Source organism: Rhodoferax sp. AJA081-3, assembly GCF_017798165.1.
GTDB lineage: Bacteria > Pseudomonadota > Gammaproteobacteria > Burkholderiales > Burkholderiaceae_C > Allorhodoferax.
In genome coordinates this window covers 2,470,070-2,492,914 of the sequence record NZ_CP059068.1, presented here as the reverse complement: position 1 = coordinate 2,492,914, position 22,845 = coordinate 2,470,070, and the positions used below count along the sequence as shown (strand labels likewise).

At 62.6% G+C, this 22,845-nt stretch carries 21 protein-coding genes and 3 pseudogenes; 21 read left to right on the top strand and 3 right to left on the bottom strand.

Going from position 1 to position 22,845, the window contains the following annotated elements; translation table 11 throughout:
• Positions 1–26: 26 nt before the first annotated feature.
• The 9 genes and pseudogenes from HZ993_RS11625 to HZ993_RS11595 all read left to right on the top strand — a co-directional run.
• Positions 27–1,467: pseudogene (locus HZ993_RS11625) on the top strand (ATP-dependent DNA helicase RecG); the annotation flags it as partial.
• The gene (locus tag HZ993_RS24970) at positions 1,414–1,530 is read left to right on the top strand and encodes a hypothetical protein (RefSeq protein ID WP_371816996.1); all 117 of its coding nucleotides are present in this window, start codon (positions 1,414–1,416) and stop codon (positions 1,528–1,530) included. The pseudogene HZ993_RS11625 and the gene HZ993_RS24970, both read left to right, overlap by 54 nt.
• A gap of 272 nt (positions 1,531–1,802) precedes the next feature.
• Complete coding sequence (locus HZ993_RS11620) at positions 1,803–2,021, top strand: hypothetical protein (RefSeq protein ID WP_209398079.1); 219 nt, start codon at positions 1,803–1,805, stop codon at positions 2,019–2,021.
• 88 nt (positions 2,022–2,109) lie between these two features.
• Positions 2,110–2,670: a hypothetical protein gene (locus tag HZ993_RS11615; RefSeq protein WP_209398077.1), complete on the top strand. Its 561-nt coding sequence runs from the start codon at positions 2,110–2,112 to the stop codon at positions 2,668–2,670.
• A gap of 21 nt (positions 2,671–2,691) precedes the next feature.
• Complete coding sequence (locus tag HZ993_RS24425) at positions 2,692–2,871, top strand: LysR family transcriptional regulator (protein WP_245213914.1); 180 nt, start codon at positions 2,692–2,694, stop codon at positions 2,869–2,871.
• A 7-nt stretch (positions 2,872–2,878) separates the two neighbouring features.
• Positions 2,879–3,640 carry a LysR substrate-binding domain-containing protein gene (locus HZ993_RS11610; protein WP_371816979.1) on the top strand — a complete coding sequence of 254 codons (762 nt, stop codon included), beginning with the start codon at positions 2,879–2,881 and terminating at the stop codon, positions 3,638–3,640.
• 23 nt (positions 3,641–3,663) lie between these two features.
• Positions 3,664–4,561, top strand: a pseudogene (locus HZ993_RS24965) (Dyp-type peroxidase).
• Positions 4,561–5,324 (top strand): annotated as a pseudogene (locus HZ993_RS11600) (UbiA family prenyltransferase). Before HZ993_RS24965 ends, HZ993_RS11600 begins: the two co-directional pseudogenes overlap by 1 nt.
• Before the next feature lie 136 nt (positions 5,325–5,460).
• Positions 5,461–7,362, top strand: coding sequence for a bifunctional diguanylate cyclase/phosphodiesterase (locus HZ993_RS11595; RefSeq protein ID WP_209398075.1), 1,902 nt, complete (start codon positions 5,461–5,463; stop codon positions 7,360–7,362).
• Positions 7,363–7,394: 32 nt separating this feature from the next.
• Here the strand turns inward: HZ993_RS11595 and HZ993_RS11590 are convergent, their stop codons facing one another.
• A complete protein-coding gene (locus HZ993_RS11590) occupies positions 7,395–7,709 on the bottom strand; it encodes a hypothetical protein (RefSeq protein WP_209398074.1) in 315 nt (104 codons plus the stop codon).
• Positions 7,710–7,855: 146 nt separating this feature from the next.
• On the opposite strand from HZ993_RS11590, the gene argS reads away from it, so the two are divergent.
• From argS to HZ993_RS11575, 3 genes are all read left to right on the top strand, one after another.
• Positions 7,856–9,553 (top strand): arginine--tRNA ligase, encoded by a 1,698-nt coding sequence (argS, locus tag HZ993_RS11585; RefSeq protein ID WP_209398073.1) that lies wholly within the window; start codon positions 7,856–7,858, stop codon positions 9,551–9,553.
• A gap of 61 nt (positions 9,554–9,614) precedes the next feature.
• Positions 9,615–10,241: an SPOR domain-containing protein gene (locus tag HZ993_RS11580; protein WP_209398072.1), complete on the top strand. Its 627-nt coding sequence runs from the start codon at positions 9,615–9,617 to the stop codon at positions 10,239–10,241.
• A 93-nt stretch (positions 10,242–10,334) separates the two neighbouring features.
• Positions 10,335–10,991: a thiol:disulfide interchange protein DsbA/DsbL gene (locus HZ993_RS11575; protein WP_209398426.1), complete on the top strand. Its 657-nt coding sequence runs from the start codon at positions 10,335–10,337 to the stop codon at positions 10,989–10,991.
• Positions 10,992–11,009: 18 nt separating this feature from the next.
• On the opposite strand, the gene HZ993_RS11570 is transcribed toward HZ993_RS11575, so the two are convergent.
• The gene (locus HZ993_RS11570) at positions 11,010–11,903 is read right to left on the bottom strand and encodes an alpha/beta fold hydrolase (protein WP_209398071.1); all 894 of its coding nucleotides are present in this window, start codon (positions 11,901–11,903) and stop codon (positions 11,010–11,012) included.
• A 146-nt stretch (positions 11,904–12,049) separates the two neighbouring features.
• Between HZ993_RS11570 and HZ993_RS11565 the strand changes: the two genes are divergently transcribed.
• From HZ993_RS11565 to HZ993_RS11545, 5 genes are all read left to right on the top strand, one after another.
• Complete coding sequence (locus HZ993_RS11565; RefSeq protein ID WP_209398070.1) at positions 12,050–12,523, top strand: Spy/CpxP family protein refolding chaperone; 474 nt, start codon at positions 12,050–12,052, stop codon at positions 12,521–12,523.
• 18 nt (positions 12,524–12,541) lie between these two features.
• A complete protein-coding gene (locus HZ993_RS11560) occupies positions 12,542–12,823 on the top strand; it encodes a hypothetical protein (RefSeq protein ID WP_209398069.1) in 282 nt (93 codons plus the stop codon).
• Complete coding sequence (locus HZ993_RS11555; protein ID WP_209398068.1) at positions 12,820–13,545, top strand: response regulator transcription factor; 726 nt, start codon at positions 12,820–12,822, stop codon at positions 13,543–13,545. The genes HZ993_RS11560 and HZ993_RS11555 overlap by 4 nt, the downstream gene beginning before the upstream one ends.
• Positions 13,538–14,911, top strand: a complete 1,374-nt coding sequence (locus tag HZ993_RS11550) for a cell wall metabolism sensor histidine kinase WalK (RefSeq protein WP_209398067.1) — start codon at positions 13,538–13,540, stop codon at positions 14,909–14,911. The genes HZ993_RS11555 and HZ993_RS11550 overlap by 8 nt, the downstream gene beginning before the upstream one ends.
• 149 nt (positions 14,912–15,060) lie before the next feature.
• Positions 15,061–16,338 (top strand): IS256 family transposase, encoded by a 1,278-nt coding sequence (locus tag HZ993_RS11545; RefSeq protein ID WP_209395225.1) that lies wholly within the window; start codon positions 15,061–15,063, stop codon positions 16,336–16,338.
• A 144-nt stretch (positions 16,339–16,482) separates the two neighbouring features.
• On the opposite strand, the gene pap is transcribed toward HZ993_RS11545, so the two are convergent.
• On the bottom strand, positions 16,483–18,033 hold the full coding sequence (pap, locus tag HZ993_RS11540; RefSeq protein WP_209398065.1) for a polyphosphate:AMP phosphotransferase: 1,551 nt from the start codon (positions 18,031–18,033) through the stop codon (positions 16,483–16,485).
• A 291-nt stretch (positions 18,034–18,324) separates the two neighbouring features.
• Between pap and lptA the strand changes: the two genes are divergently transcribed.
• The 4 genes from lptA (at position 18,325) to HZ993_RS11520 (ending at position 22,811) form a co-directional block, all read left to right on the top strand.
• Positions 18,325–18,969, top strand: a complete 645-nt coding sequence (lptA, locus tag HZ993_RS11535; protein WP_209398063.1) for a lipopolysaccharide transport periplasmic protein LptA — start codon at positions 18,325–18,327, stop codon at positions 18,967–18,969.
• Positions 18,966–19,742: an LPS export ABC transporter ATP-binding protein gene (lptB, locus tag HZ993_RS11530; RefSeq protein ID WP_209398061.1), complete on the top strand. Its 777-nt coding sequence runs from the start codon at positions 18,966–18,968 to the stop codon at positions 19,740–19,742. Before lptA ends, lptB begins: the two co-directional genes overlap by 4 nt.
• Before the next feature lie 118 nt (positions 19,743–19,860).
• Positions 19,861–21,471 (top strand): RNA polymerase factor sigma-54, encoded by a 1,611-nt coding sequence (gene rpoN / locus HZ993_RS11525; RefSeq protein WP_209398059.1) that lies wholly within the window; start codon positions 19,861–19,863, stop codon positions 21,469–21,471.
• Positions 21,468–22,811, top strand: coding sequence for a class I SAM-dependent RNA methyltransferase (locus tag HZ993_RS11520; protein WP_209398057.1), 1,344 nt, complete (start codon positions 21,468–21,470; stop codon positions 22,809–22,811). Before rpoN ends, HZ993_RS11520 begins: the two co-directional genes overlap by 4 nt.
• Positions 22,812–22,845: the final 34 nt, after the last annotated feature.

Below are 22,845 nucleotides of genomic sequence, written 5' to 3'. Positions count from 1 at the left end.
TAAGCCAAATCAACCCCCAGCCCCTGTGGACACTGCGTGAGGCGCTATCATTTTGCACCACCCCACGCCCGATGTGTCGCTGGACACCTTGCAGGACCACAGCCATCCGGCCTGGCAGCGGCTCAAGGCAGAGGAACTGCTGGCGCAGCAGATCTCGCAGCTGCAGTCGCGCCGCGAACGGGCCCGCCTGCGTGCACCGGAGCTGGCCATGGTGGCGCCCGAGGTCTTCAGCCCCCTGGCGAACCCGAGCAGCCGGTGCTGATGCCGCTGTACTCTGAACTGGTGGCTACATTGCCCTTCCAGCTCACCGCCGCACAGCAACGGGTCTGTGCCGAAATTGCGAACGACCTGGCGCGCGCAGTGCCCATGCACCGGCTGCTGCAGGGTGATGTGGGCTCCGGCAAGACTGTGGTCGCCGCGCTGGCGGCCTGCATTTGTATAGACGCAGGCTGGCAGTGCGCACTGATGGCACCGACCGAAATCCTGGCCGAGCAGCACTTTCGCAAGCTGCTGAGCTGGCTGGAGCCGCTGGTGTCACTACTGCCTGGCTGACCGGTACCCAGAAGGCCAGGAACGCCGCGAGGCCCTGGCCATGATTGAAAGCGGTGAGGCGGCCCTGGTGGTCGGCACCCACGCCGTGATCCAGGAGAAGGTGCAATTCAAGAGCCTGGCCCTGGCCGTCATCGACGAGCAGCACCGCTTTGGTGTGGCCCAGCGTCTGGCCTTGCGCAACAAGCTCAACCATGACGGTATGGAGCCGCATATGCTGATGATGACGGCCACGCCGATCCCGCGCACGCTGGCCATGAGTTATTACGCGGACCTGGATGTGTCCACGATTGACGAACTGCCGCCAGGGCGCACGCCCATCATCACCCGGCTGGTCAACGATGCCCGACGTGATGAGGTGATAGAACATACGGGGCCAGATCGCCCAGGGGCGCCAGGTCTACTGGGTCTGCCCGCTGATCGAGGAAAGCGAGGCGCTGGATTTGACAAACGCCACACAAACCCATGCCGATCTGGTCGAGGCCTTGCAGGGCGTGCAACACGCCGCAGGGCCGCCCAAGGCGGGTTAGCCCCTCGGGGGCAGCGACCGCGCAGCGGCGGAGCGTGGGGCCACAAATCGGCCTTCTGCACTCGCGCATGCATACGGACGACAAGAAGGCCGTCATGGCGGCGTTTAAAGAGGGCATATGGCGGTGCTGGTCAGCACCACCGTCATCGAAGTGGGGGTGGACGTGCCCAATGCCTCGCTGATGGTGATCGAACATGCCGAGCGTTTTGGCCTATCCCAGTTGCACCAGTTGCGCGGCCGGGTGGGGCGGGGGCTGCGGCATCCGCCTGTGTACTGCTGTACTCCACAGGCGATGCCCCCGGCTGGGCCAGACGGCCCGCGCGCGACTCAAGGCCATGGCCGAGACCAACGATGGTTTCGAGATCGCCCGGCGTGACCTGGACATACGCGGCCCCGGCGAATTCCTGGGCGCGCGACAATCAGGGAAGCCATGTTGCGGTTTGCCGACCTGAACCGCGATACTGCATTGTTGAATGGGCCCGGCGCGAGGCCCCCATGTTGTTGGACCACCACCCCAGCTGGCCGCGCGCCACGTGGCCCGGTGGTTGGGCGGAAAAGCAGAATTTTTAAAGGCCTGAACACGATGGACATGACCGGATTTCTCCCCTGCTGTGGTGGACCCTGGGCGGCGCTACCGTGTTGGGGGCTGTGTCTACCTATTTATCGAATACCAGGCCTACCTATTACGCACCAGTGTCATCAGCGTGCCTGGGGACTTCGGTTTGTGGCCCAGGGGCTGACGGTGGAGTCGCGCCACGGTAGCAAAGAAATCAAGGTCACGACCCGGAACGGCCGTTATGCACGCCAGCCCCTGGCCGGTGGTGAGGAAGAGGTGCAGGCCGGTGCGCTGGCCGTGACGCTGGTGGCCATAGGCCTGCAGATCGAGGTATCGCGCATTTCGGTCAAAGACCCCAGGGTGGCCCCGCCAAGCCCACTGGCCTGAGCCGCATCGTGTTTGCCGCGACCGACGAACCCTTGCACAAAGCCATGGGCAAGCTCGGTGGCCACCGTTCGGAACTGCGCATCGACCGGTGCCCGACCCCATTGCCACCCAGTTCCAGCAGTTCGCCAATGGGCTGCGGGCCTGGATCGCCAAGGTGGAGCAGCAGCTGCGGGACAAGGTCGCAGAGCAGCGCAAGCTGGAGCAGGAAGCGGCCGCGGCGGCGGCTGGGCTGACTGTTGAGCCTGAAGAAGATCCCACCGTACCCTTGAGTGAAGCCGACCGTGAGGCCAGGGCCGCCGCGCAGCTGGAAAAGTGGCGGGCCGTTGCCGGATTCAAAGGCACGTCCACCGAAATGGAGTTTGATACGCGTGGACAAATTGTCTGGTTGATTGATTTGCATCCCAGCGGCAAGGTCATTCTGCATGCCGAAGCGCACCTTCCACGGCAGCCTGAAAGGCGCCTCGGTCAATGGGTTTGGCACGGGCTGGAGGTGGCCGTGCGCGACGACTACTGGACCGAAGACGACCCCCGCCTGGTGGCCTTTCGCATCCTGAACGGCAGCAAACCCGAGGCGCGCAGGGCCTGGAAAGAGCGGCTCGACCTGCTGATCCACAGCTTTGGCGCAGAATCGGGTCAACAACAGCGATAAGCCGCTGAAAATCCAACCCTTATGACCCTGACCGAGCTGAAATACATTGTGGCTGTGGCCCGAGAGCGCCACTTTGGCAAGGCCGCGGAGGCCTGCTACGTGTCGCAACCCACGCTGTCGGTGGCCGTCAAGCTGGAAGAAGAGCTGGAAGTCAAACTCTTCGAGCGCAGCGCCAACGAGGTCACAGTCACCCCTGGGTGAGGAAATCGTGCGCCAGGCGCAAAGTGTGCTGGAGCAGGCCGCTAACATCAAGGACATTGCCAAACGTGGGAAGGACCCGCTGGCCGGACCCCTCAAACTGGGTGTGATCTACACCATCGCCCCTACCTGCTGCCCGACCTGGTGCGCCAGGTCATCAAACACACGGCGCAGATGCCCTGATGCTGCAGGAGAACTTCACCGTCAAGCTGATGGAGATGCTGCGCACCGGCGAGATCGACTGCGCCATCCTGGCCGAGCCCTTCCCCGATGCCGGGTTGGCTTCTGCGCCCTGTACGACGAGCCTTTTCTGGCCGCCATTCCCATGCAGCACACATTGGCGGCGCAAACCAGTGTCACCACGGATGAGCTCAAGAAAGAGACCATGCTGCTGCTGGGCAATGGTCACTGTTTCAGGGACCATGTGCTGGAGGTCTGCCCCGAATTTGCGCGCTTCTCCAGTGACACCGAGGGCATACGCAAGAGTTTTGAAGGCTCGTCGCTGGAGACCATCAAACACATGGTGGCCGCTGGCATGGGCATCACCCTGGTGCCACGGCTCAGCGTGCCCTCGGGCGCCCTGGTAGCCAAGACGCGCCGGCATGCAGATTCGCTGGTCAAATACCTGCCCATAGACGATGGGCTGGGGGCGAGCCCCTTCGCGGCGCGTGGTGCTGGTGTGGCGCCGCAGTTTCACCCGTTACAGGCGATTGCCGCCCTGCGCAACGCCATTTATGCCTGCGAGTTGCCAGGCGTCAAACGGCTGTCGTGATCTACCCATAGAAAGTAGTGGTTATGGCACATGCTGCCCAGTCCGGAATCCTGGCTCCGGCGCCCCGTGTTGGGCGATATTTGTTTTTGTGTTGGCCGATGCGCCACAGACGGTCGGCGCAGCCCTGATCCGTCTGTCTCCGCTGGTAGATGGCCAATCCTGGTGCTCGGTCTGGGGCTGGACTGTGTCGCGGCACTGGGTGCCAACGTACCGGGCTTGCGCGCCTTTCCCGATCTGGGTGCCGCGCCCGTGTCCGTGCCGGCAACCCCTGCGCCCTGTGGTGCTGGTTGCGGGGTGACGATGCGGGTGATCTGGTGAACCTGACCCGGCGTGTCGCACAAGCCCTGGCGCCGGCCTTCCATCTGCACCAGGTGGTCGATGCGTTCCGCCACGGCCAAGGCCCCAACGGCCATGGCCGTGACCTGACCGGTTACGAAGATGGCACCGAAACCCCGAAGGTGATGCCGCGCTGGAGGCTGCGCTGGTGCAAGGTGGTGGCCCGGGCTTGGTTGGTAGTAGTTTCGTCGCCGTGCAGCAGTGGGTGCACGACTTTGCCGCCTTTGAAGCCATGGGCGCGCAGGCGCAGGACCATGTGATGGGCCGCAGGCGCAGCGACAACGAAGAGCTGGACGATGCGCCGGAGTCTGCCCATGTCAAACGCACGGCACAGGAAAGTTTTGCGCCCGAAGCCTTTGTGCTGCGCCGTTCCATGCCCTGGGCCGCCGGCATACAGGCCGGCCTGCTGTTTGTAGCCTTCGGCCATTCGCTGGATGCGTTTGAAGTGCAAATGCGGCGTATGGCGGGGCTGGAGGATGGTGTGGTGGATGGCCTGTTCACCATGTCCAAACCCGTCACCGGTGCCTACTTCTGGTGCCCGCCGCTGCGCAACGGCAACTGGACTTGCGGGCTGTGGGCCTGTGATGCGTATGGTGGTAGGCGAAAAAATCAGCTTGTATTTGCAGCTGATCCGCTGGGACCGCCCTGCGGGTTGGTTGCTGTTGTTGTGGCCCACGCTGAGTGCGTTGTGGCTGGCGGCCGGCGGTTTTCCGGGTTGGCACCTGCTTGCCGTCTTCACGCTGGGCACTATCCTGATGCGCAGCGCCGGCTGCTGCATCAATGATGTGGCGGACCGCGAGTTTGACAAACACGTCAAACGCACGGCGCAGCGGCCCGTGACCCGCGGTGCGGTGTCGGTGCGCGAGGCCCTGTTGGTGGGCGCCGTGCTGGCGCTGCTGGCCTTTGGCCTGGTGTTGACCACCAATTCCGCCACGGTGTTGTGGTCGTTTGCGGCGTTGGCCGTGGCGCTGGTCTACCCCTATGCCAAACGGTTTGTATCCATGCCCCAGGCGGTGCTGGGGTGGCCTTCAGCTTTGGTATCCCCATGGCTTACAGCGCCGTGCTGGGTAGCATTCCTGCAGAGGCCTGGGTGCTGCTGCTGGGCAACCTGTTCTGGGTGCTGGCCTACGACACCGAATACGCGATGGTGGACCGGGATGATGACTTGCGCATCGGCATGAAAACATCGGCCATCACGCTGGGCCGCTGGGATGTGCCCGCCGTCATGTTGTTTTATGGCTTGTACCTGGGCATCTGGTCCTGGGTGGTGGCACCCCTAGTGTTGCCCTGGGCCTGGTGGCTGGGGTGGCCATCGCAGCGGGGCAGGTGGTGTGGCACTACGGTCTGATTCGCCAGCGCACGCGGGACGGTTGTTTCAAGGCCTTTCGCCTGAACCACTGGGTGGGAGCGGCCTTGTTTGCCGGCATTTTGGTGTCCAGCTTGGCGTAACCCGGGCAAGCAGCTAAGCTTGTGCACTGCTGCCCATGCCCAATACCACCGATCCCAGTCTTGATACGGCCCATGCCCTGCGCACCCTGCGCATGGCACAGATTTCCGTCATGGTGGCCGTCGCGTTGGCGGTGGCACTCCCTTTTTTCGTCTACCAGGCGCGCTGGCAGACGGTTTATCCGCTGCTGGGTGGTTTGACCGTCGCCATCATTTGTTTTGTCTTGAACCGCCGGGGCCACACGGCACGGGCGACGCTGCTGCTGCTGACATCGATCACCGCCATGTCATGGATGCTGATGTGGTGGGGCGATGGGCTGAAGGACGCGGCCCTGTTGGCGTTTCCCGTGCTGCTGATCATGGCCGGTCTGCTGGTGGGCAAGCGTGGTTATTACCTGTTGTGGGCCAGCATGATAGGTCTGCTGGCTGTGCAGACGTGGGCGACAACCAAGGGCTGGCGGGCATCCCCCACCTTGCCCCGGGACCCGGTGGAGCTGTGGCGGGATGTATCCCTGATCCTGGCCGTCGGGGGGCTGGCGGTATGGACCGTTGTCAACGATATGCACAAAACACTGCTCAATCTGCGCGAGCAGGTGGTCAAGGTAACCGCCTCCCAAAAACAGCTGGCCTATCTGTCACAACACGACGCACTCACGGGGCTGCCCAACCGGGCCATGGGCCGTGACCATATTCAGCAGGCCATCACCAATGCCACACGCCGCCAGTCGCGGGTGGCGTTGTTGTTTGTAGACCTGGACAACTTCAAGGCGGTGAATGACTCCTTGGGCCATGCGATGGGCGACGAGTTTCTCAAACAGGTCGCCACGCGGCTGGCGGCGTCGGTGCGCAAATCCGACATCGTGGCCCGCCAGGGTGGCGACGAGTTTGTCATCGGCCTGACCGACATCCTCAGCGTGGACGATGTCTCCAAGGCGGCCAGTACCGTGCAGGCCAGTCTGGGGCACTCCATTTTCCTGGGCGACACCGAGCTCAGCGCCGCGTGCTCCATTGGCATTGCCTTGTTTCCGGACGATGGCGCGGACTACGAATCCCTGCTGCGCGAGGCCGATATCGCCATGTACCAGGCCAAGGAGGCGGGACGCAATACCTGCCGCTTCTTTGACCCTGCCATGAATGCCAACATCCAGAGCAACCTGTTGCTACTGTCCAATTTACGCGCAGCACTGGTGCGCAGCGAATTTGTACTGCATTACCAACCGGTGGTGGACCTGACGACTGGCGAACTGGTGGGGGCCGAGGCCCTGGTCCGCTGGCAACACACGCCCCACACCCTGGTGCCGCCCGGCGACTTTATTCCTGCAGCCGAGAAGTCCGGCTTGATTGTGGAGTTGGGCGAGTGGGTGCTTCGGGAAGCCTGCCGGCAAATGGTGGCCTGGCAGGCGGCTGGGCGCGAACATTTTGTGATGGCGGTTAATCTGTCACCCGTGCAGTTTCGCCGGGGCAATATCGAAACCGTGGTGGCCGCGGCCCTACAGCAGTCCGGCTTGAACCCCGCCTGCCTAGAGCTGGAAATCACCGAATCCACGCTGGTGCAGGACACCGAGACCTTCATCGCGTCCCTGCAACACCTCAAGGCGCTGGGCGTGAAGATATCGATTGATGACTTCGGCACGGGTTACTCCAACCTGTCTTACCTGCAGCGGTTCGCCGTGGACAAACTCAAGATTGACCAGTCCTTTGTCAAACGCCTGTTGATGGGGCCCCAGGACCGGGCCATCGTGACTGCCATCATCCAGATGGCCAAGAGCCTGAACCTGAGCACCACGGCGGAAGGCATAGAAGACGATGCCACGCGCCAGATCCTGCTTGATCTGGGCTGTGTGCAGGGCCAGGGTTACTTCTTTGCCCGGCCGGTACCGGTCGCGGCTTTTGAACAGACCGTGCGCGCTTTGGCACAAGAAAAAGCCCGCACCGCATAACGGTCGGGCTTGGGTGCACGCCTGGCGCGGGCTTATTTTTTGGGTGCGCTGGCGGCCGCCTGTGCTCCGCCTTTTTCATCGGCAGTGCATTTCTTGATGTGGGCGGTTTTGGCGGCGCCGGCCAGTTTCTTGTCAGCAGCTGATTTTTCGCAGGCGGGACTTGCACCTGTTGTTGCCATGGCGCCACCAGCGTCTGCCACACACTTTTTTACAAAACTGGTTTTGGCAGCACCCGCCAGTTTTTTCTCGGCCGCCTTTTCACCGCAGGCCGCCTCGGCATCGGCAGCATGTGCGGCGCCATACGACAGCGAGAGACCCAAGGCCAGCAGGGTAAGCAATTTCTTCATGATCGTCCTTTGAGGTAAGTGACAGCCCGCGCTGCCGTTGCATGTGGGAGGGGAAATCCACGGAGGATTCAAACATACAACGCCAAAAACGACAATGCCGCGGCCCCCCCAACCCGCCTTGTAAGCGGCCCCCGTAAAATCCCCGCATGCTGTCTGTAAAAAACGAACTTCTGGAGGCGCTGGCCGCTTCCCTCGAAAAACTCTCCCCCGGGAGCGGTGCCAAGGCGGCGTTTGAGTCGCCCAAGGTCGCCGCCCATGGGGACCTGGCCACTACGGCCGCCATGCAATTGGCCAAACCCCTCAAGCTCAACCCCCGCCAATTGGCCGAAAACCTGAAGACTGAGTTGTTGGGCCAAAGCGCTTTTCAACGCTGGGTGGATGCGATCGAAATCGCAGGCCCCGGCTTTATCAATATCCGCCTCAAGCCCGAAAGCAAACAGCAGGTGGTGCGCGAGGTGCTGGGCCAGGGCGCCCAGTTTGGCTACCAGGCCAGCAACGGCCAGTGTGTGCTGGTGGAGTTTGTGTCGGCCAATCCCACCGGCCCCTTGCACGTAGGCCACGGCCGCCAAGCGGCGTTGGGTGATGCCATCTGCAACCTGTTCAGCACCCAGGGCTGGAAGGTGCACCGCGAGTTTTATTACAACGACGCCGGTGTGCAGATCCAGACCCTGGCTAACAGCACACAGTTGCGCGCCAAGGGCTTCAAACCCGGCGACGACTGCTGGCCCGTGGACCCGGAGAATCCGCTGAGCAAGGCGTTTTACAACGGCGACTACATCCAGGACATTGCCGACGATTTTTTGGCCAAGAAAACCGTACAGGCCGACGACCGCAGCTTCACCGCCAGCGGTGATGTGGAAGACCTGGAGTCCATCCGCAACTTCGCCGTGGCTTATCTGCGCCACGAGCAGGACAAGGACCTGCAGGCCTTCAATTTAAAGTTTGACGAGTACTACCTGGAATCCAGCCTCTACACCAGTGGCCGTGTCGACCAGACCGTGGCCAAACTGGTCGCCAATGGCAAGACCTATGACAAGGACGGCGCGCTGTGGCTCCAATCCACCGACTACGGTGACGACAAGGACCGCGTCATGCGCAAGCAGGACGGCAGCTACACCTACTTTGTGCCCGATGTGGCCTACCACATTGCCAAGTGGGAGCGTGGCTTCACCAAGGTGGTCAACATCCAGGGCACGGACCACCACGGCACCATCGCGCGCGTGCGTGCCGGCCTGCAGGCGGCCGGTGTGGGCATTCCGTTGGGCTACCCTGACTATGTGCTGCACACCATGGTGCGCGTGGTCAAGGGTGGGGAAGAAGTCAAGATCAGCAAACGTGCGGGTAGCTACGTGACGCTGCGCGACCTGATCGAGTGGACTAGCAAGGATGCGGTGCGGTTCTTCCTGCTCAGCCGCAAGCCCGATACGGAATACACCTTCGATGTCGATCTGGCAGTGGCCAAGAACAACGACAACCCGGTCTACTACGTGCAATACGCCCATGCGCGCATCTGCTCGGTGTTGGCTGCCTGGGGCGGTGATGTGGCGAGCCTCAAGAATGTGGACCTGTCGGCCCTGCATAGCCCACAAGCCCAGGCCCTGATGCTGTTGCTGGCCAAGTACCCCGAAATGTTGACCGCCGCCGCCAACGACGAAGCGCCACATGACGTGACCTTCTACCTGCGTGAGCTGGCCGCCAGTTACCACAGCTACTACGATGCAGAGCGGATTCTGGTGGACGAAGAATCCGTCAAACTGGCACGATTGGCCCTGGTCGCGGCCACGGCGCAGGTGTTGCACAATGGCTTGGCGGTGCTGGGCGTGAGTGCCCCGCAAAAGATGTGATGACTTGCGGGACAGATCTTCAGCTCTGTCCTCAACTGATTAGATTGAAAAAAGGTAGTGCATGAAGCAGCAGCTTGGCGGAACCGTTTTGGGATTCATCATCGGCGTGGTGGTTGGGTTGGCCGCCGCTTTGGCCGTGGCGGTCTACGTGACCAAGGTACCCGTCCCCTTCATGAACAAGAGCCAGAGCCGCTCGGCCGACCAGGACGAGGCCGAGGCCAAGAAAAACAAGGACTGGGACCCGAATGCGCCGCTGTACGGCAAGAACCCGGCCAAAGTCGCAGCACCTGTGGCGGCCGCGTCGTCAGCCGCATCCAAACCGGCGGATGGCAAAGCCGACGCCAAGACTGCCGCCAAACCCGATGCCAAAGGTGAGATCAAGCCCGCTGTGTCTGCGGACCCCTTGGGCGACCTGGCCAAGGCCAAAGCGGGCGGCAGCACTGCGTCAGAACCCTTCTTGTTCTTTGTGCAACTCGGTGCCTTCCGCACCGCAGAAGATGCCGAGGCCCACCGCGCCAAACTGTCACTGAGTGGCATTGAGACCAAGATCACCGAACGCGAACAATCAGGTCGTGTTGTATTCCGCGTGCGCACCGGGCCTTTTGACACCAAGGAAGATGCCGAGCGCAACAAGGAAAAGCTGGAAAAGGCGGGTCTGGAAACATCCTTGGTGCGGGTGCAGCGTTAAGCTGCGTGGCGCGTTACGGGCCTGGTGTCGGGAACTATATTGAAGCCCGGCAATCACAATGACACATTTTTGGAGCGGTATTGCATGAACATGATGAAACGTCGTGAGTTTTCCCAGGTTGCAGCCGGTGCTGCATTGGCCACAACCGGCCTGTTGTCTCCCTTGGCACATGCCCAGGCCCGGTTTTCCGCAGGCAAGCACTACCATATTCTTGATGGTCGGGCGCCGGTAGAGGCCCCGGCCGGCAAGATCGAAGTGGTGGAGTTCTTTTGGTACAACTGCCAGCACTGCAATGCGTTCGAGCCCACGCTGGCGGCCTGGATCAAGACCCTGCCCAAGGACGTGTCGTTCCGCCGCTCCCACGTTGCGTTCCAGGATGCCTTTGTGCCGCAACAGCGTCTGGCCCTGACGCTGGAGGCCATGGGCCTGGTCGAAAAACTGCATGCCAAGGTTTTCGCCGCCATCCATGCGGAACGGGTCAACCTGACCACCGGTGATGCCATTGCAGAGTGGGTTGGCCGCCAGGGCGTGGACAAAGCCAAGTTTCTGGAGCAGTACAACTCCTTCTCCATCCAGACCAAGGCGACACGGGCGACCCAGTTGCAAAATGCCTACAAGGTGGAAGGTGTGCCCGCCATTGGTATCGGCGGTCGTTTTTACACCGACGGGTCCATGGCCGGCAACATGGAGCGGGCTATTCAGGTCACCGAAGGACTGATTGCCGAATTGCGTACCAAGGGCGCCGCCTAAACCGCTTGCGGGGACGCCTCAGCGCATGAAGTTGCGCAGGGCGTCCGCCGTCATCCCGGGCAACTCTTCGGGTATGAAATGCCCCGCGGGCACAGCAGCACCGCTGACCTGTGCGCCGCACTGGGCCTGCCACAGGTCCATGGGCTTGAACATGCGCTGCACCACGCCGCGCTCCCCCCACAACACCAACGTATCGCAGGCGATTTTCTCGCCCTGGTCACGGCTCGCGCGGTCGTGCTCCAGGTCTAGGCCAGCACTGGCACGGTAGTCTTCGCAGGCCGTGTGGATGGCTTCTGGTCTGCAGAAACAGCGTTCGTACTCCGCCAGCGCTTGCGGCTCAATATGCCCCAGGCCACCTGCACCCCAACCGCCCAGTTTCTGGTGCAGATAGGCCGTGGCGTTGCCGCCAATCATGCTCTCGGGCATGGGGCTGGGTTGTATGAGGTGGAACCAGTGGTAGTAGGCGCGGGCAAACTCCATATTGGTGCTGGCATACATGTCCAGCGTGGGCGCAATGTCGATCACACACAGCTTGCGAATACGTGCCCCGTGGTCCAGCGCAAGACGGTGGGCAACCCGGCCGCCCCGGTCATGGCCACACAGGAAGAATCTGTCCAGCCCCAGCGCATCGGTTATCGCCACCACATCGGTAGCCATGGCGCGTTTGCTGTAGTTGCTGTGGTCCGGCAGGCCCGGAGCGTGGGACGAATCGCCGTAACCCCGCACATCCGGCAGCACCAAAAAATAGTCCTGGCGCAGCAACTGGGCCACGCGGTGCCACATCACATGGGTCTGCGGGAAACCGTGCAGCAGCACCAGGGCGGGCTTCTGCCGGTTATCACCGCAGCGGAAAAAGATGTCCACACCGTTGGCGGTAATGGACTGCGCTGTAAAGCCTTCAAACCAGTTCATAGGGTGCACCTTTGTGCTGCAGTGTGCCCCAAACCGGCCTGCCGCTGAAAAATACTGAAACAAACCGATACCCCAGCGAGAGGACTTAACAGGTCGGCACCGGCACCATCAAGGCCTGTTCAACACATTCCCCCAAAGGACCAAATATGAAAACCTGGATCAAACGCAGTCTCTACAGCCTGGTGGGCGCCAGCATTGTGCTGGGTGGCCTGTCCGCCTGCGGCCACAACCGCCACGGCCATGGCAGCTCCATGAGCGCTGAGGACCAGGCCCAGATGCGCGGCAAAATCGTCGAACGTGTCAGCAGCAAGCTGGACCTGAATGCCGAGCAGAAGCAGCGCTTAAACGTGCTGGCCGACAAGCTCCAAGAGCAACGTGCGGCCCTGGTCGGTAAAACCACCAACCCGCGGGCCGATATGCAAGCTCTGGTGGCCGGTGACAAGTTCGACCGCAGCCGTGCGCAGACCCTGGTGGCCGAAAAAACCGCCGCCATCACCGGCAAGAGCCCCGAGGTGATCGCCGCCATGGCCGACTTTTATGACAGCCTGACACCCGCCCAGCAAACCAAGGTGCGCGAGGCCATGCAAAAGGGCCGCCACGGCTGGTGGCACCGCGGCTGAGCGCAGTAGAGGCCTGTGATGCACAGCCTGCAACCCCTGTTCAGCAGCATGCGTGCCCATGGGCCGGTGCTGCTGGCATCTACCACCGAGCCGGCGGCCGAATTGCTAGCCCTGGTCTGGGGGCCCCGGTTTGACCGGGAGCACGGCCGGTACCTGGCGCAGTCTGTGGCTCAGAACCGCCCGGCGCTGGACCATGCGTTGGACCAAGCGGCCGATACCTTCGACCGTCTGCCCGCCATGCGCCAGCAACGCCTCCGCCAACTCTTGCGCCACCACGCCGGTGGGACAATCCGCGCATGACCCTGCGCATTCTGTTGATTGACGACGACGAACAACTGGGCGAACCGCTGGCCGCCTACGTGGCCCGTTTTGAGATGCAGCTCAGCCACGCCACGCGCCCCAGCGCCGGCCTGGCCCTGTTGCGCCAGGGCGGGTTTGACGCCGCCATCCTGGACGTGATGCTGCCCGAGATGGATGGTTTTGCCCTGTGCCGCACCATCCGCAAAGAGAGTGATATTCCACTCATCATGCTGACCGCGCGTGGTGATGTGATGGACCGCGTGGTGGGGCTGGAGCTGGGTGCCGACGACTACCTGCCCAAACCCTTTGAGCCACGTGAACTGGTGGCACGGCTGCAAACCGTGCTGCGCCGCCGCCAACCTCCAAGCAGCAGCCCCGTGCCTCTGGCGCCGACAAGCCAGGATGGCCGCCTGCAGTTCGAAGGCCTGACGGTGGATGCCACCACCCGCAGCGTGTTGTGCCTGGGCCAGCCCCTTGAATTGACCAGCACCGAATTTGACCTGCTGCACCTGCTGGCCCGCGAGCCGGGCAAGGTCTTCCACCGCGATGACATCCTGAACCAGCTGCGCGGCCATGACGCCGACCTGTACACCCGCGCGGTGGACATTGTGGTGAGCCGCCTGCGCAAAAAGCTGGAACCGCTAGACGCCATCAAGACGCTGCGCAACGCCGGTTATGCGCTGGCCCTGCGTGCGCGCAACCCAGGGCCGCCCCATGTTTAAGAAGAAGCCCCACCGCCCCTGGCACCACCGGGCACGGCACGCCCTGGGGCATTCGCTGCGGGGCCGCCTGGTGACCGTGTTTCTGCTGCTGGCCATGGCCCTGGCGGCCACTTTCACGTTTGGCATGCAAAAGGCGCTGAGTGTGGGTTGGCGGGTGGCGGCCCGCCCCCTGGTCAGTGACTATGTGGACCGCCTGGCGGCCGACATTGGCAGCCCGCCCAGCATCGAACGGGCGCAGGCCCTGACCCAGCGCCTACCGGTCAGTGTGCAGATATCCGGCCCGGTGGTGAACTGGCGCAGCAGCCCGCAGTCCGATATGTTCCGCCACCGCCACCGCGTCGGCAATGATGACTGGCAAGACGGCCTGCCGCGTCTGCTGTCACGTACCACGGCCGACGGCCACCGCATCGACCTGGGTGTCAGCGTCGCCGCGTGGGAAAACCAGCCGCACCGCGTGGGCTGGTACACGTTGGCCGGCATTCTGGCCCTGACCGCGTTGGCCTACGGCTACATACGCCGTCTGCTGCGCCCACTGGATGACATACGCGACGGTGCCCAGCGTTTTGGCAGTGGCGACTTTGCACAACCCATCCCCATCCGCCGGCGGGACGAGTTGGGCCAGTTGGCCACCGATGTCAACACCATGGCCGGCCGCATCCACCAAATGTTGGAGGCCAAACGCGGCCTGCTGCTGGCCATCAGCCACGAGCTGCGCAGCCCGCTGACCCGCGCCCGCCTGAACACGGAGTTGTTGCCCGAGGTGGGCGATGTGGCGCCGCGCCGCGAGGCCCTGCTGCGCGACCTGGGCGAAATGCGCGACCTGGTCACCGACCTGCTGGAAAGTGAACGCCTGGGCCAGGGCCATGCCGCCTTGCAACTGGAGTCGGTGGATCTGGCCGAGCTGATCCGGGAGGTCGCTGAGGTTGCTACTCCAGCATCCGCATCGGCGCAGCCGGTGGCGCTAGACCTGGTCAGCGACCTGCCCCCGCTACAGCTGGACCGCACCCGCATGCGCCTGCTGCTGCGCAACCTGCTGGACAACGCACTGCGCCACAGTGCCGACGCTGCACAGCCGCCCATGGTCCGCCTGCAGCTGGCGCCCGATGCCGAAGGCCACCGCGTCTGCATCACCGTGCGGGACTACGGCTCTGGTGTGGACGAAGACGCCTTGCCCCATCTGGCCGAGCCCTTCTACCGACCCGACTCCGCACGGGGGCGCACAGCAGGGGGCGTGGGTCTTGGGCTGTACCTGTGCAAACTGGTGGCACAGGCCCATGGCGGAAGCCTGAATCTGCGCAATGCCCAGCCGGGGCTGGAGGCCAGTCTGGACTTGTCCATCCTGTTGAAGGAAACACCCTCCCGCTAGAGCCAGGGCGGCGCGGCGTTCTGTGCAGGTAAAAGGAGGAGCCCGCGCAGCGGGCGGGGGACACGGAGCAGAACGCTGCGACGCCCTGACTCCTACGAGCCTGTCAGAAATTTTGTGTGCGAGGCATAACATGTCAACAAGGAGCATGAATGCCAAGCAAGACAAAGAGCGCCACGGTGGCGGACAACGCAACACAACTTCAAATCCCAGCCGAGTTGCTGGACCAACTGGTGACCGGCCCCATGACAGCCGGTCAAGTCCAGGGACTGTTTGACCAGTTCAAAAAGGCCGTGCTGGAGCGGGCACTGGCTGGAGAAATGAGCCATCACCTGGGCTACGCGCCGGGCAAGGCCAAACCCGAGGGAGCGCCTGCAAACCACCGCAACGGCAAAAGCGCTAAGACGGTACTGACCGATGCAGGAGCCCTGCGCATTGACGTCCCGCGCGACCGGGAAGGCACGTTCGAACCCCAACTCATCGGCAAACACGAGCGCCGTTTCACCGGCTTTGACGACAAGATCATCGCCATGTACGCGCGTGGCATGACCGTGCGCGAGATACAGGCGTTTTTGAGCGAGATGTACTCGGTCGATGTATCGCCCGACCTCATCAGCCGCGTGACTGACGAAGTCATGAGCGAGGTGACAGCCTGGCAGAGCCGCCCATTGGAATCCATGTACCCGGTGGTGTTCTTCGATGCGCTGCGCGTCAAGATTCGTGAGGACGGGGTGGTGCGCTCCAAGGCCGTGTACTTGGCCCTGGGCGTGCTGGCCGATGGCAGCCGCGACATCCTGGGGATCTGGGTCGAGAACACCGAAGGGGCCAAATTCTGGATGAAAGTGTTCAACGATTTGAAGACCCGAGGTGTGCAGGATATCCTGATTGCCGTCACCGACGGGCTCAAAGGCATGCCAGAGGCCCTGGGCGCGGTGTTCCCGGCCACGACACTGCAAACGTGCATCGTGCACCTGATACGCAACAGCCTGGACTTTGCCAGTTGGAAGGATCGCAAGGCGCTGGCTGCGGCCATCAAACCCATCTACACGGCGGTGAGCGCAGAGGCAGCACAGGCTGAACTCGATGCATTTGAGGCAGGTCCCTGGGGCCAGAAGTTCCCCACCGTGGTGGGAGCCTGGCGCAGGGCTTGGGACAGAGTGATTCCCTTCTTTGCGTTCCCGCCCGAGGTACGCCGTGTGATCTACACGACCAATGCCATTGAGAGCGTAAATGCCAGACTGCGCAAGATCATCAAGTCCAGAGGACACTTCCCCAGTGACGATGCGGCCACCAAGCTGATCTGGCTGGCACTGCGCAACATTACCGAGGATTGGGGACGTGCGGCTAACCACTGGAAATCAGCCATGAACCAGTTTGCCATCCTCTACGGCGACAGGTTCACGCAGCCCACTCACGGGGGTGCAAAATGAAGGAGCTGAACCCTGCCACTCAGGGTTCTACCGGGGGGGGCCTCCGGCGGCCTGGCAGGGGCCTTAGTTTGAATAAAATTTACCCATCAGCTGATTTCTGAAACCGCCTCACACACAGAAATTCTGACACTCCCACTCCTACGCCTACTTGCGCTTGTCTCTTCTTTTGGACTTTTTGGCCTTCTTGGGCCGCGCCGGAGAGCCATCTGCTGCACGCCCATCCAGCTCCGCCTCCACCCGCTCACACAGCGTCTGCAAAATCTTGATGCGGGCGTAGTTCTTGTCATTGGCCTCCACCAGCGTCCACGGCGCATTGCCGGTGCTGGTGCGCTCCACCATGTCGCACACGGCCAACTGGTAGGCATCCCACTTCTTGCGGTTGCGCCAATCTTCTTCGGTGATCTTGAAACGTTTGAAGGCGATCTGCTCGCGCGCCTTGAAGCGCTTCAGTTGCTCCTGCTGGCTGATCTGCAACCAAAACTTGACGACGATCGCGCCCGACGCCGCCAGCTCGTGTTCAAAATCGTTGATCTCGGCATACGCACGCAGCCAATCGGCCTCGCTGCAAAAACCTTCCACCCGCTCCACCAGCACACGGCCATACCAGGTGCGGTCAAAAATTGCCACCCGGCCCTTGCGCGGCACATGGCGCCAGAAGCGCCACAGGTAAGGCTGTGCGCGCTCCTCCTCGGTTGGTGCGGCGACCGGTATCACCTGGTACTGGCGGGCATCCAACGCGGCGGTGATGCGCCGAATGGCGCCACCCTTGCCGGCCGCGTCGGCGCCCTCAAACGCACACACCAACGACCGGCCCTGGAAACGCGGGTCGCGCAGCAGCTCTGCCAGCCGGGCCTGCCAATGGGCCAGGGCATCCGCATAGGCCTTGTCATCCAGGTGCCGGTGCAAGTCCATCGCCGACAGCACGGTGCGGCCATCGGTATCCACCCGCACCAGCGGCGCCACGGGTGCGTCCTGCTCGTCGTTGCTGGCCAGTTTTTTCTGCATGGCCTGCAGCAGCATCTGCCCCACCGTCAGCGCGCGGTAGCGGTCGTCCGTGCCTTCAATCACCATCCACGGCGCCCAGGGTGTGTTGGTCATGCGCAGCAGGTGGCCCGCCACGTCCTGTAACTTGTCATAGGTCTTGAGCCGGTCCCAGTTCCACTGCGTCACGCGCCAGGCGGTGTGTGGGTCTTTCTCCAGGGCTTTCAGGCGTTTGACCTGCCCAGCCTTCGTCAGGTGGAACCAGAACTTCAATACCAGCGCACCTTCGCCCACCAGCATGGCCTCAAACCGGTTGATCTCGTCGGCCTGGGCGTCCAGCTCTTTCAGCGATATCTCGTCCTCTATGCGCTGGCGTATCGGCTCCGAATACCAGGAGCCGGCGAAGATGCCGACGCGCCCCTTGGGCGGCAGCGCGCGCCAGTAGCGCCACATGGGTGGGCGCTCGCGTTCCTCGTCGGTGGGCGGGGAGAAGGCCAGTGTGGACAGAAAACGCGCGTCCATCCACTCATACAACACATTGATGGTTTCGCCTTTGCCGGCGCCGTCCTGGCCGCTGATCAGCACCACAACCGGGATCTTTTTGCCCTCGTGCAGGTCCACCTGCGCCTCCAGCAGCGCCGCGCGCAGGGCGGGCACGGCGGCCTTGAAGGCGGTTTTGCTGACCCTGTGGCCGATTTCTGCGGGTTCAAACATGGGCTGTCTCCTGTTGAAGCGCCGACCGGTCGGCTGTGTCGGACCATTCTAGGACGGGGTGCCAGCCTCTGACTGTTGTGCAGCACCCACAAGCATGCCGTGGTCTGGATGTGTCTGGCAGGGCTTCTTGGCCCTGTTCTTGTACGCAAAAATTGCCTCTAGCCCCCGTGAAATATAGCTAGTTCGCTATCAAAATGTAAGCGCTCTAAAAAGCTTGGCGCAGGATGGCACGCGCTGGCAACAGGCTCAGTACAATCGTTCAAGCTCGCTCTGAGCAAGTTCCGTGCCTTTATGAAAAAACCACCCCTATTCCTGCTGCTGTTGGCCCTGTGTGCGGCGTTGGCCCTGCCTGCGTGGGCGGAGAAGGCCGACCGCAAGAAAGATACGTTTTTCGAAGCTGACAGCTTGCGCATCGATGATGTGAAGCAGACCAGCGTGTTCTCAGGAAACGTTGTGATGACCAAGGGCACCATCATCGTTCGTGCCGCCAAGATTGATGTGCGCCAAACCCCTGATGGTTTTGAATTGGCCGTCATCACCGGCACCCCCGACAAACCGGCTTTTTTCCGGCAGAAGCGTGACGCGGTGGACGAATTTATCGAGGTCGAGAGTGAACGCATCGATTACGACGGTAGCGCCGACATCGTCAAATTCACCGGCAAGGCCCAGTTGCGCCGCCTGCGCGGTGCGGAGCTGGCCGATGAAATCAGTGGCGCGGTCATCGTGTATGAAAACCTCACCGACAAATTCAGCGTGGACGGCAGCAGCACGGCCGCCGCCAGCCCCGGCGTGACCCCAGCACCGGGCGGCCGGGTGCGTGCCATGTTGACGCCCAAGCCGGAAGCGGTGGCGTCTGCCACCCCGGCCGCCAAAACACCGGTGCAACCCGGCCCAACCTTGCGCCCCTCTGCCACCCTGGGGAGTAACCCCCAGTGAGTGAATCGGTAGAGACGGTGCCCGACACCGCGGTCGGGCGGCTGGAAGTCAGCCATATCCAGAAGTCTTACGGCAAACGCCAGGTCGTCAAAGACGTGTCGCTGACCGTACGCACCGGCGAGGTGGTGGGCCTGCTGGGCCCCAATGGCGCGGGCAAGACCACGTCGTTTTACATCATCGTGGGCCTGCTGCGCGCCAGTGCGGGCGACATCACCATCGACGGCCACTCCATCGAACACATGCCCATCCACCGCCGCGCACGCCTGGGTCTGGGTTATCTGCCACAAGAAGCGTCGATCTTCCGCAAACTCAATGTGGAAGACAACGTGCGCGCCGTGCTGGAACTGCAGCACGACGAGGCTGGCAAGCCGCTGAATGGTGCCGAAATCGAGCGCCGCCTGACCGCCCTGCTGCAAGACCTGCGGGTGGAGCATCTGCGCGAATCCCCGGCCCTGGCCCTGTCCGGTGGCGAACGCCGCCGGGTGGAGATCGCCCGGGCGCTGGCCACGCGGCCCCGGTTTATTCTGCTGGACGAGCCCTTTGCCGGTATCGACCCGATCGCCGTGATCGAGATCCAGCGCATCATCAATTTCCTGAAGTCGCGTGACATTGGGGTGTTGATCACCGACCACAATGTGCGCGAGACCCTGGGCATTTGTGACCACGCCTACATCATCAGTGATGGCACGGTGCTGGCCGAAGGCACCCCCGCCGAGATCGTGGCCAACGCCGATGTACGCCGCGTGTACCTCGGCGAACATTTCAAAATGTGATGGATATGGCCCCCACGCTCCACCGCTGCGCGGGTCGCTGCCCCCCGAGGGGGCTAATTTGCCTTGGGGCGGCCCGGCAGCAAATTGCCGTTCCCGCCGACTACCGGTCTGATTTGCTATGAAGCAGGGCCTTTCTCTACGCGTTTCGCAGCACCTGGCGCTCACGCCCCAGTTGCAGCAGTCCATCCGCCTCTTGCAACTCTCCACGCTGGAACTCAGTCAGGAGGTGGAGCAGATGCTGGACGAGAACCCCTTCCTGGAGCTGACCCAGGACGAGGCCGTGCGCGAGGACTTTGGCCTGGCCCAGGCCGACACACCGGTCAGCGCCGGTGAGCGCGAAGCCGAGGTTGCTCCTGCTTCCATAGCAGACTATGCAGATTCCACGGGGGCTAGCGGCACAAAAGACGAAGAGACAACGCCGCTGGGCAGCGGTGACGATGAGCCCAGCTGGGACGGCGACGGCACCACCGAGATGGTGCCCGACGATGGCGAATGGGGCACGGACGCCAAAGCCAAAGCCAACAACTTAGGCGACGGCGAAGATACCGACGCCACCGAGTTGGCCCGCACGCAGGAATCCTTGCAGTCCTTTTTGCACCGCCAGGCCCTGAGCCTCAGGCTGAGCGAGACCGACGCCAGCGCGTTGCGCTTTCTGATCGAGTCGCTGAACGACGACGGCTACTTGGAAGACCCCTTGCCCGACCTGGCCCGCAGCCTGGCCGGTGACGACGAAGAACAGGTTGAAGACCTGGTGCACCACTTCACGGTGGCCTTGGGTCTGCTGCACAGCCTGGAGCCAGCAGGCGTGGGCGCGCGCGACCTAGGCGAATGCCTGCGCCTGCAGCTGCGCGCCCAACTGGACGACGCGCTGAACCCGCCCGAGCCCGAATACGCCAGCCTGTTGGCACTGGCTTTGCGCATCTGCGGCCAGCCCATGGATTTGCTGGCCCGCCGCGATGTCAAAAATCTGGTCCAACGCTGTGGTGGCACCGATGCACAAACGCGCGAAGCCATCACACTGATCGCCCGGCTGGAGCCCAAACCCGGGCGCCGCTTCATCGACGTGGAGCGCAATATTGTGGTGCCCGACGTGTTGGTGGTGGCCGCAGGCAAGGCCCGCAATGGCATCAACCCGCAGTTCCGCGTCATGCTCAACCCCGAGGTCATGCCCAAGCTGCGGGTGCACGACATTTATGCCAACGTGCTGCGCAACCACCGCGGTGGCGGCAAAGACAGCGCCAGTTACGCCGGCCTGCAGCAGCGCCTGCAAGAGGCCCGCTGGTTCATCAAGAACATCCAGCAGCGCTTTGACACCATCCTGCGCGTCAGCACGGCCATTGTGGAGCGACAAAAGGGCTTCTTCTCCCACGGCGAGATGGCCATGCGCCCACTGGTGCTGCGTGAGATTGCGGATGAGCTGGGTTTGCACGAGTCCACCATCAGCCGCGTCACCACCGCCAAATACATGGCCACGCCGTTTGGCACCTTTGAGCTGAAGTACTTCTTTGGCTCTGGCCTGGGCACCGAGTCTGGCGGCAACGCGTCCAGCACCGCCGTGCGTGCGCTGATCAAGCAATTCATCAGCGCCGAGAGCGACAAGAAGCCCTTGAGCGATAACCAGATTTCCGAAATGCTCAAAGAGCAGGGCATTGAATGCGCCCGCCGCACCGTGGCCAAATACCGTGAGGGGCTGAAGATTGCTCCCGCTTCACTGAGGAAGGCCCTATGAATCAACTCCAAATTTTCCTCCCCTGCGCCGCCGGCGTGGAAGACCTGTTGGCCCACGAGGTGCACGACCTGACCGGCCTGATGGGTGAAGACCTGCTGACTCGCCGCGGTGGTGTCATGGCCCGGGCCTCGTGGCGCGATGCCATGCGCCTGAACCTGCACAGCCGTCTGGCGCAGCGGGTACTGGTGCAACTGTCTTACTCTGAATACCGCAGCGAACAAGACCTGTACCGTGCGGCCAGTGACGTGGCGTGGGAGATCTGGTTCACACCCAAACAGTCCATCAAGGTCGAGGTGACGGCGCAGCACAGTCCTTTGACTTCTTTGAACTTTGCCGGACTCAAGATCAAGGACGCCGTGTGTGACCGCTTCCGCGACAAGGCCCACGGCGTGCGCCCGGACGTCAACACCCAGTGGCCCGATGTGCGCATCTACGCCCACCTGACCACCGACACCTGTTCGTTGTACATCGACACCTCGGGAGAACCCCTGTTCAAACGCGGCTGGCGCGAGGACAAGGGCGAGGCGCCACTAAAAGAAACCCTTGCCGCGGCCATGATTGCCGCCAGCGGCTGGGCCGATGGCGACGACGATCTGTTGCCGCTGTATGACCCCTGCTGCGGCAGCGGCACCATTGCCATCGAAGCTGCACAGATCGCCTGCAATATTGCGCCGGGCAGCCTGCGCCGTTTTGCGTTTGAGAAATACATACCGTTCCAGCAACACGTGTGGGACGCGATCAAGGCCGATGCCGCCGCCGCAGTGGTCAAACCCGAGCCGGGCCAGAAAGCCCTGATCTATGGCAGCGATGTGGCCCACCGCATGGTGGACTTTGCCCAGCGTAATGCCGAACGCGCCGGTGTGGCCGATGTCATCGAATTCCGCGGTGGTGATGCCTTGCAACGTATGCCGCCTACCGACATACCGGGCGTGCTGCTGCTGAACCCGCCGTATGGAGATCGTATCGCCGTGGCCGGTGTCAGCGGTGCGGGCGCCCGACGCTCTGGCGCGCCGAACCGCGGCGACCGCAACGATGCCCCGCTGCCGGACTACGAAGCGCAAAGTGGCGCGCGCGAAGAGGCGGTGACCGAAGATGGCGGTGAATTCTTCAGTCAGCTCGCCACCCACTGGAAGAAAAACTTCAGCGGCTGGACCGGCTGGATTTTGACGCCCGACCTCAAGCTGCCCAGCAAGATGCGCCTGAAAGAATCCCGACGCGTGCCGATGTGGAATGGGCCGATTGAGTGCCGCATGTTCAGGTTCGACATGATCAAAGGCACGGCCCGAGACAAGAAGTCACCGGGCGGAGAGCCGGAAGTTAAATTGGGGCCGGGTCAATAAGAAGAAATGGGGTCGGATCACTGGCCGCATAGCG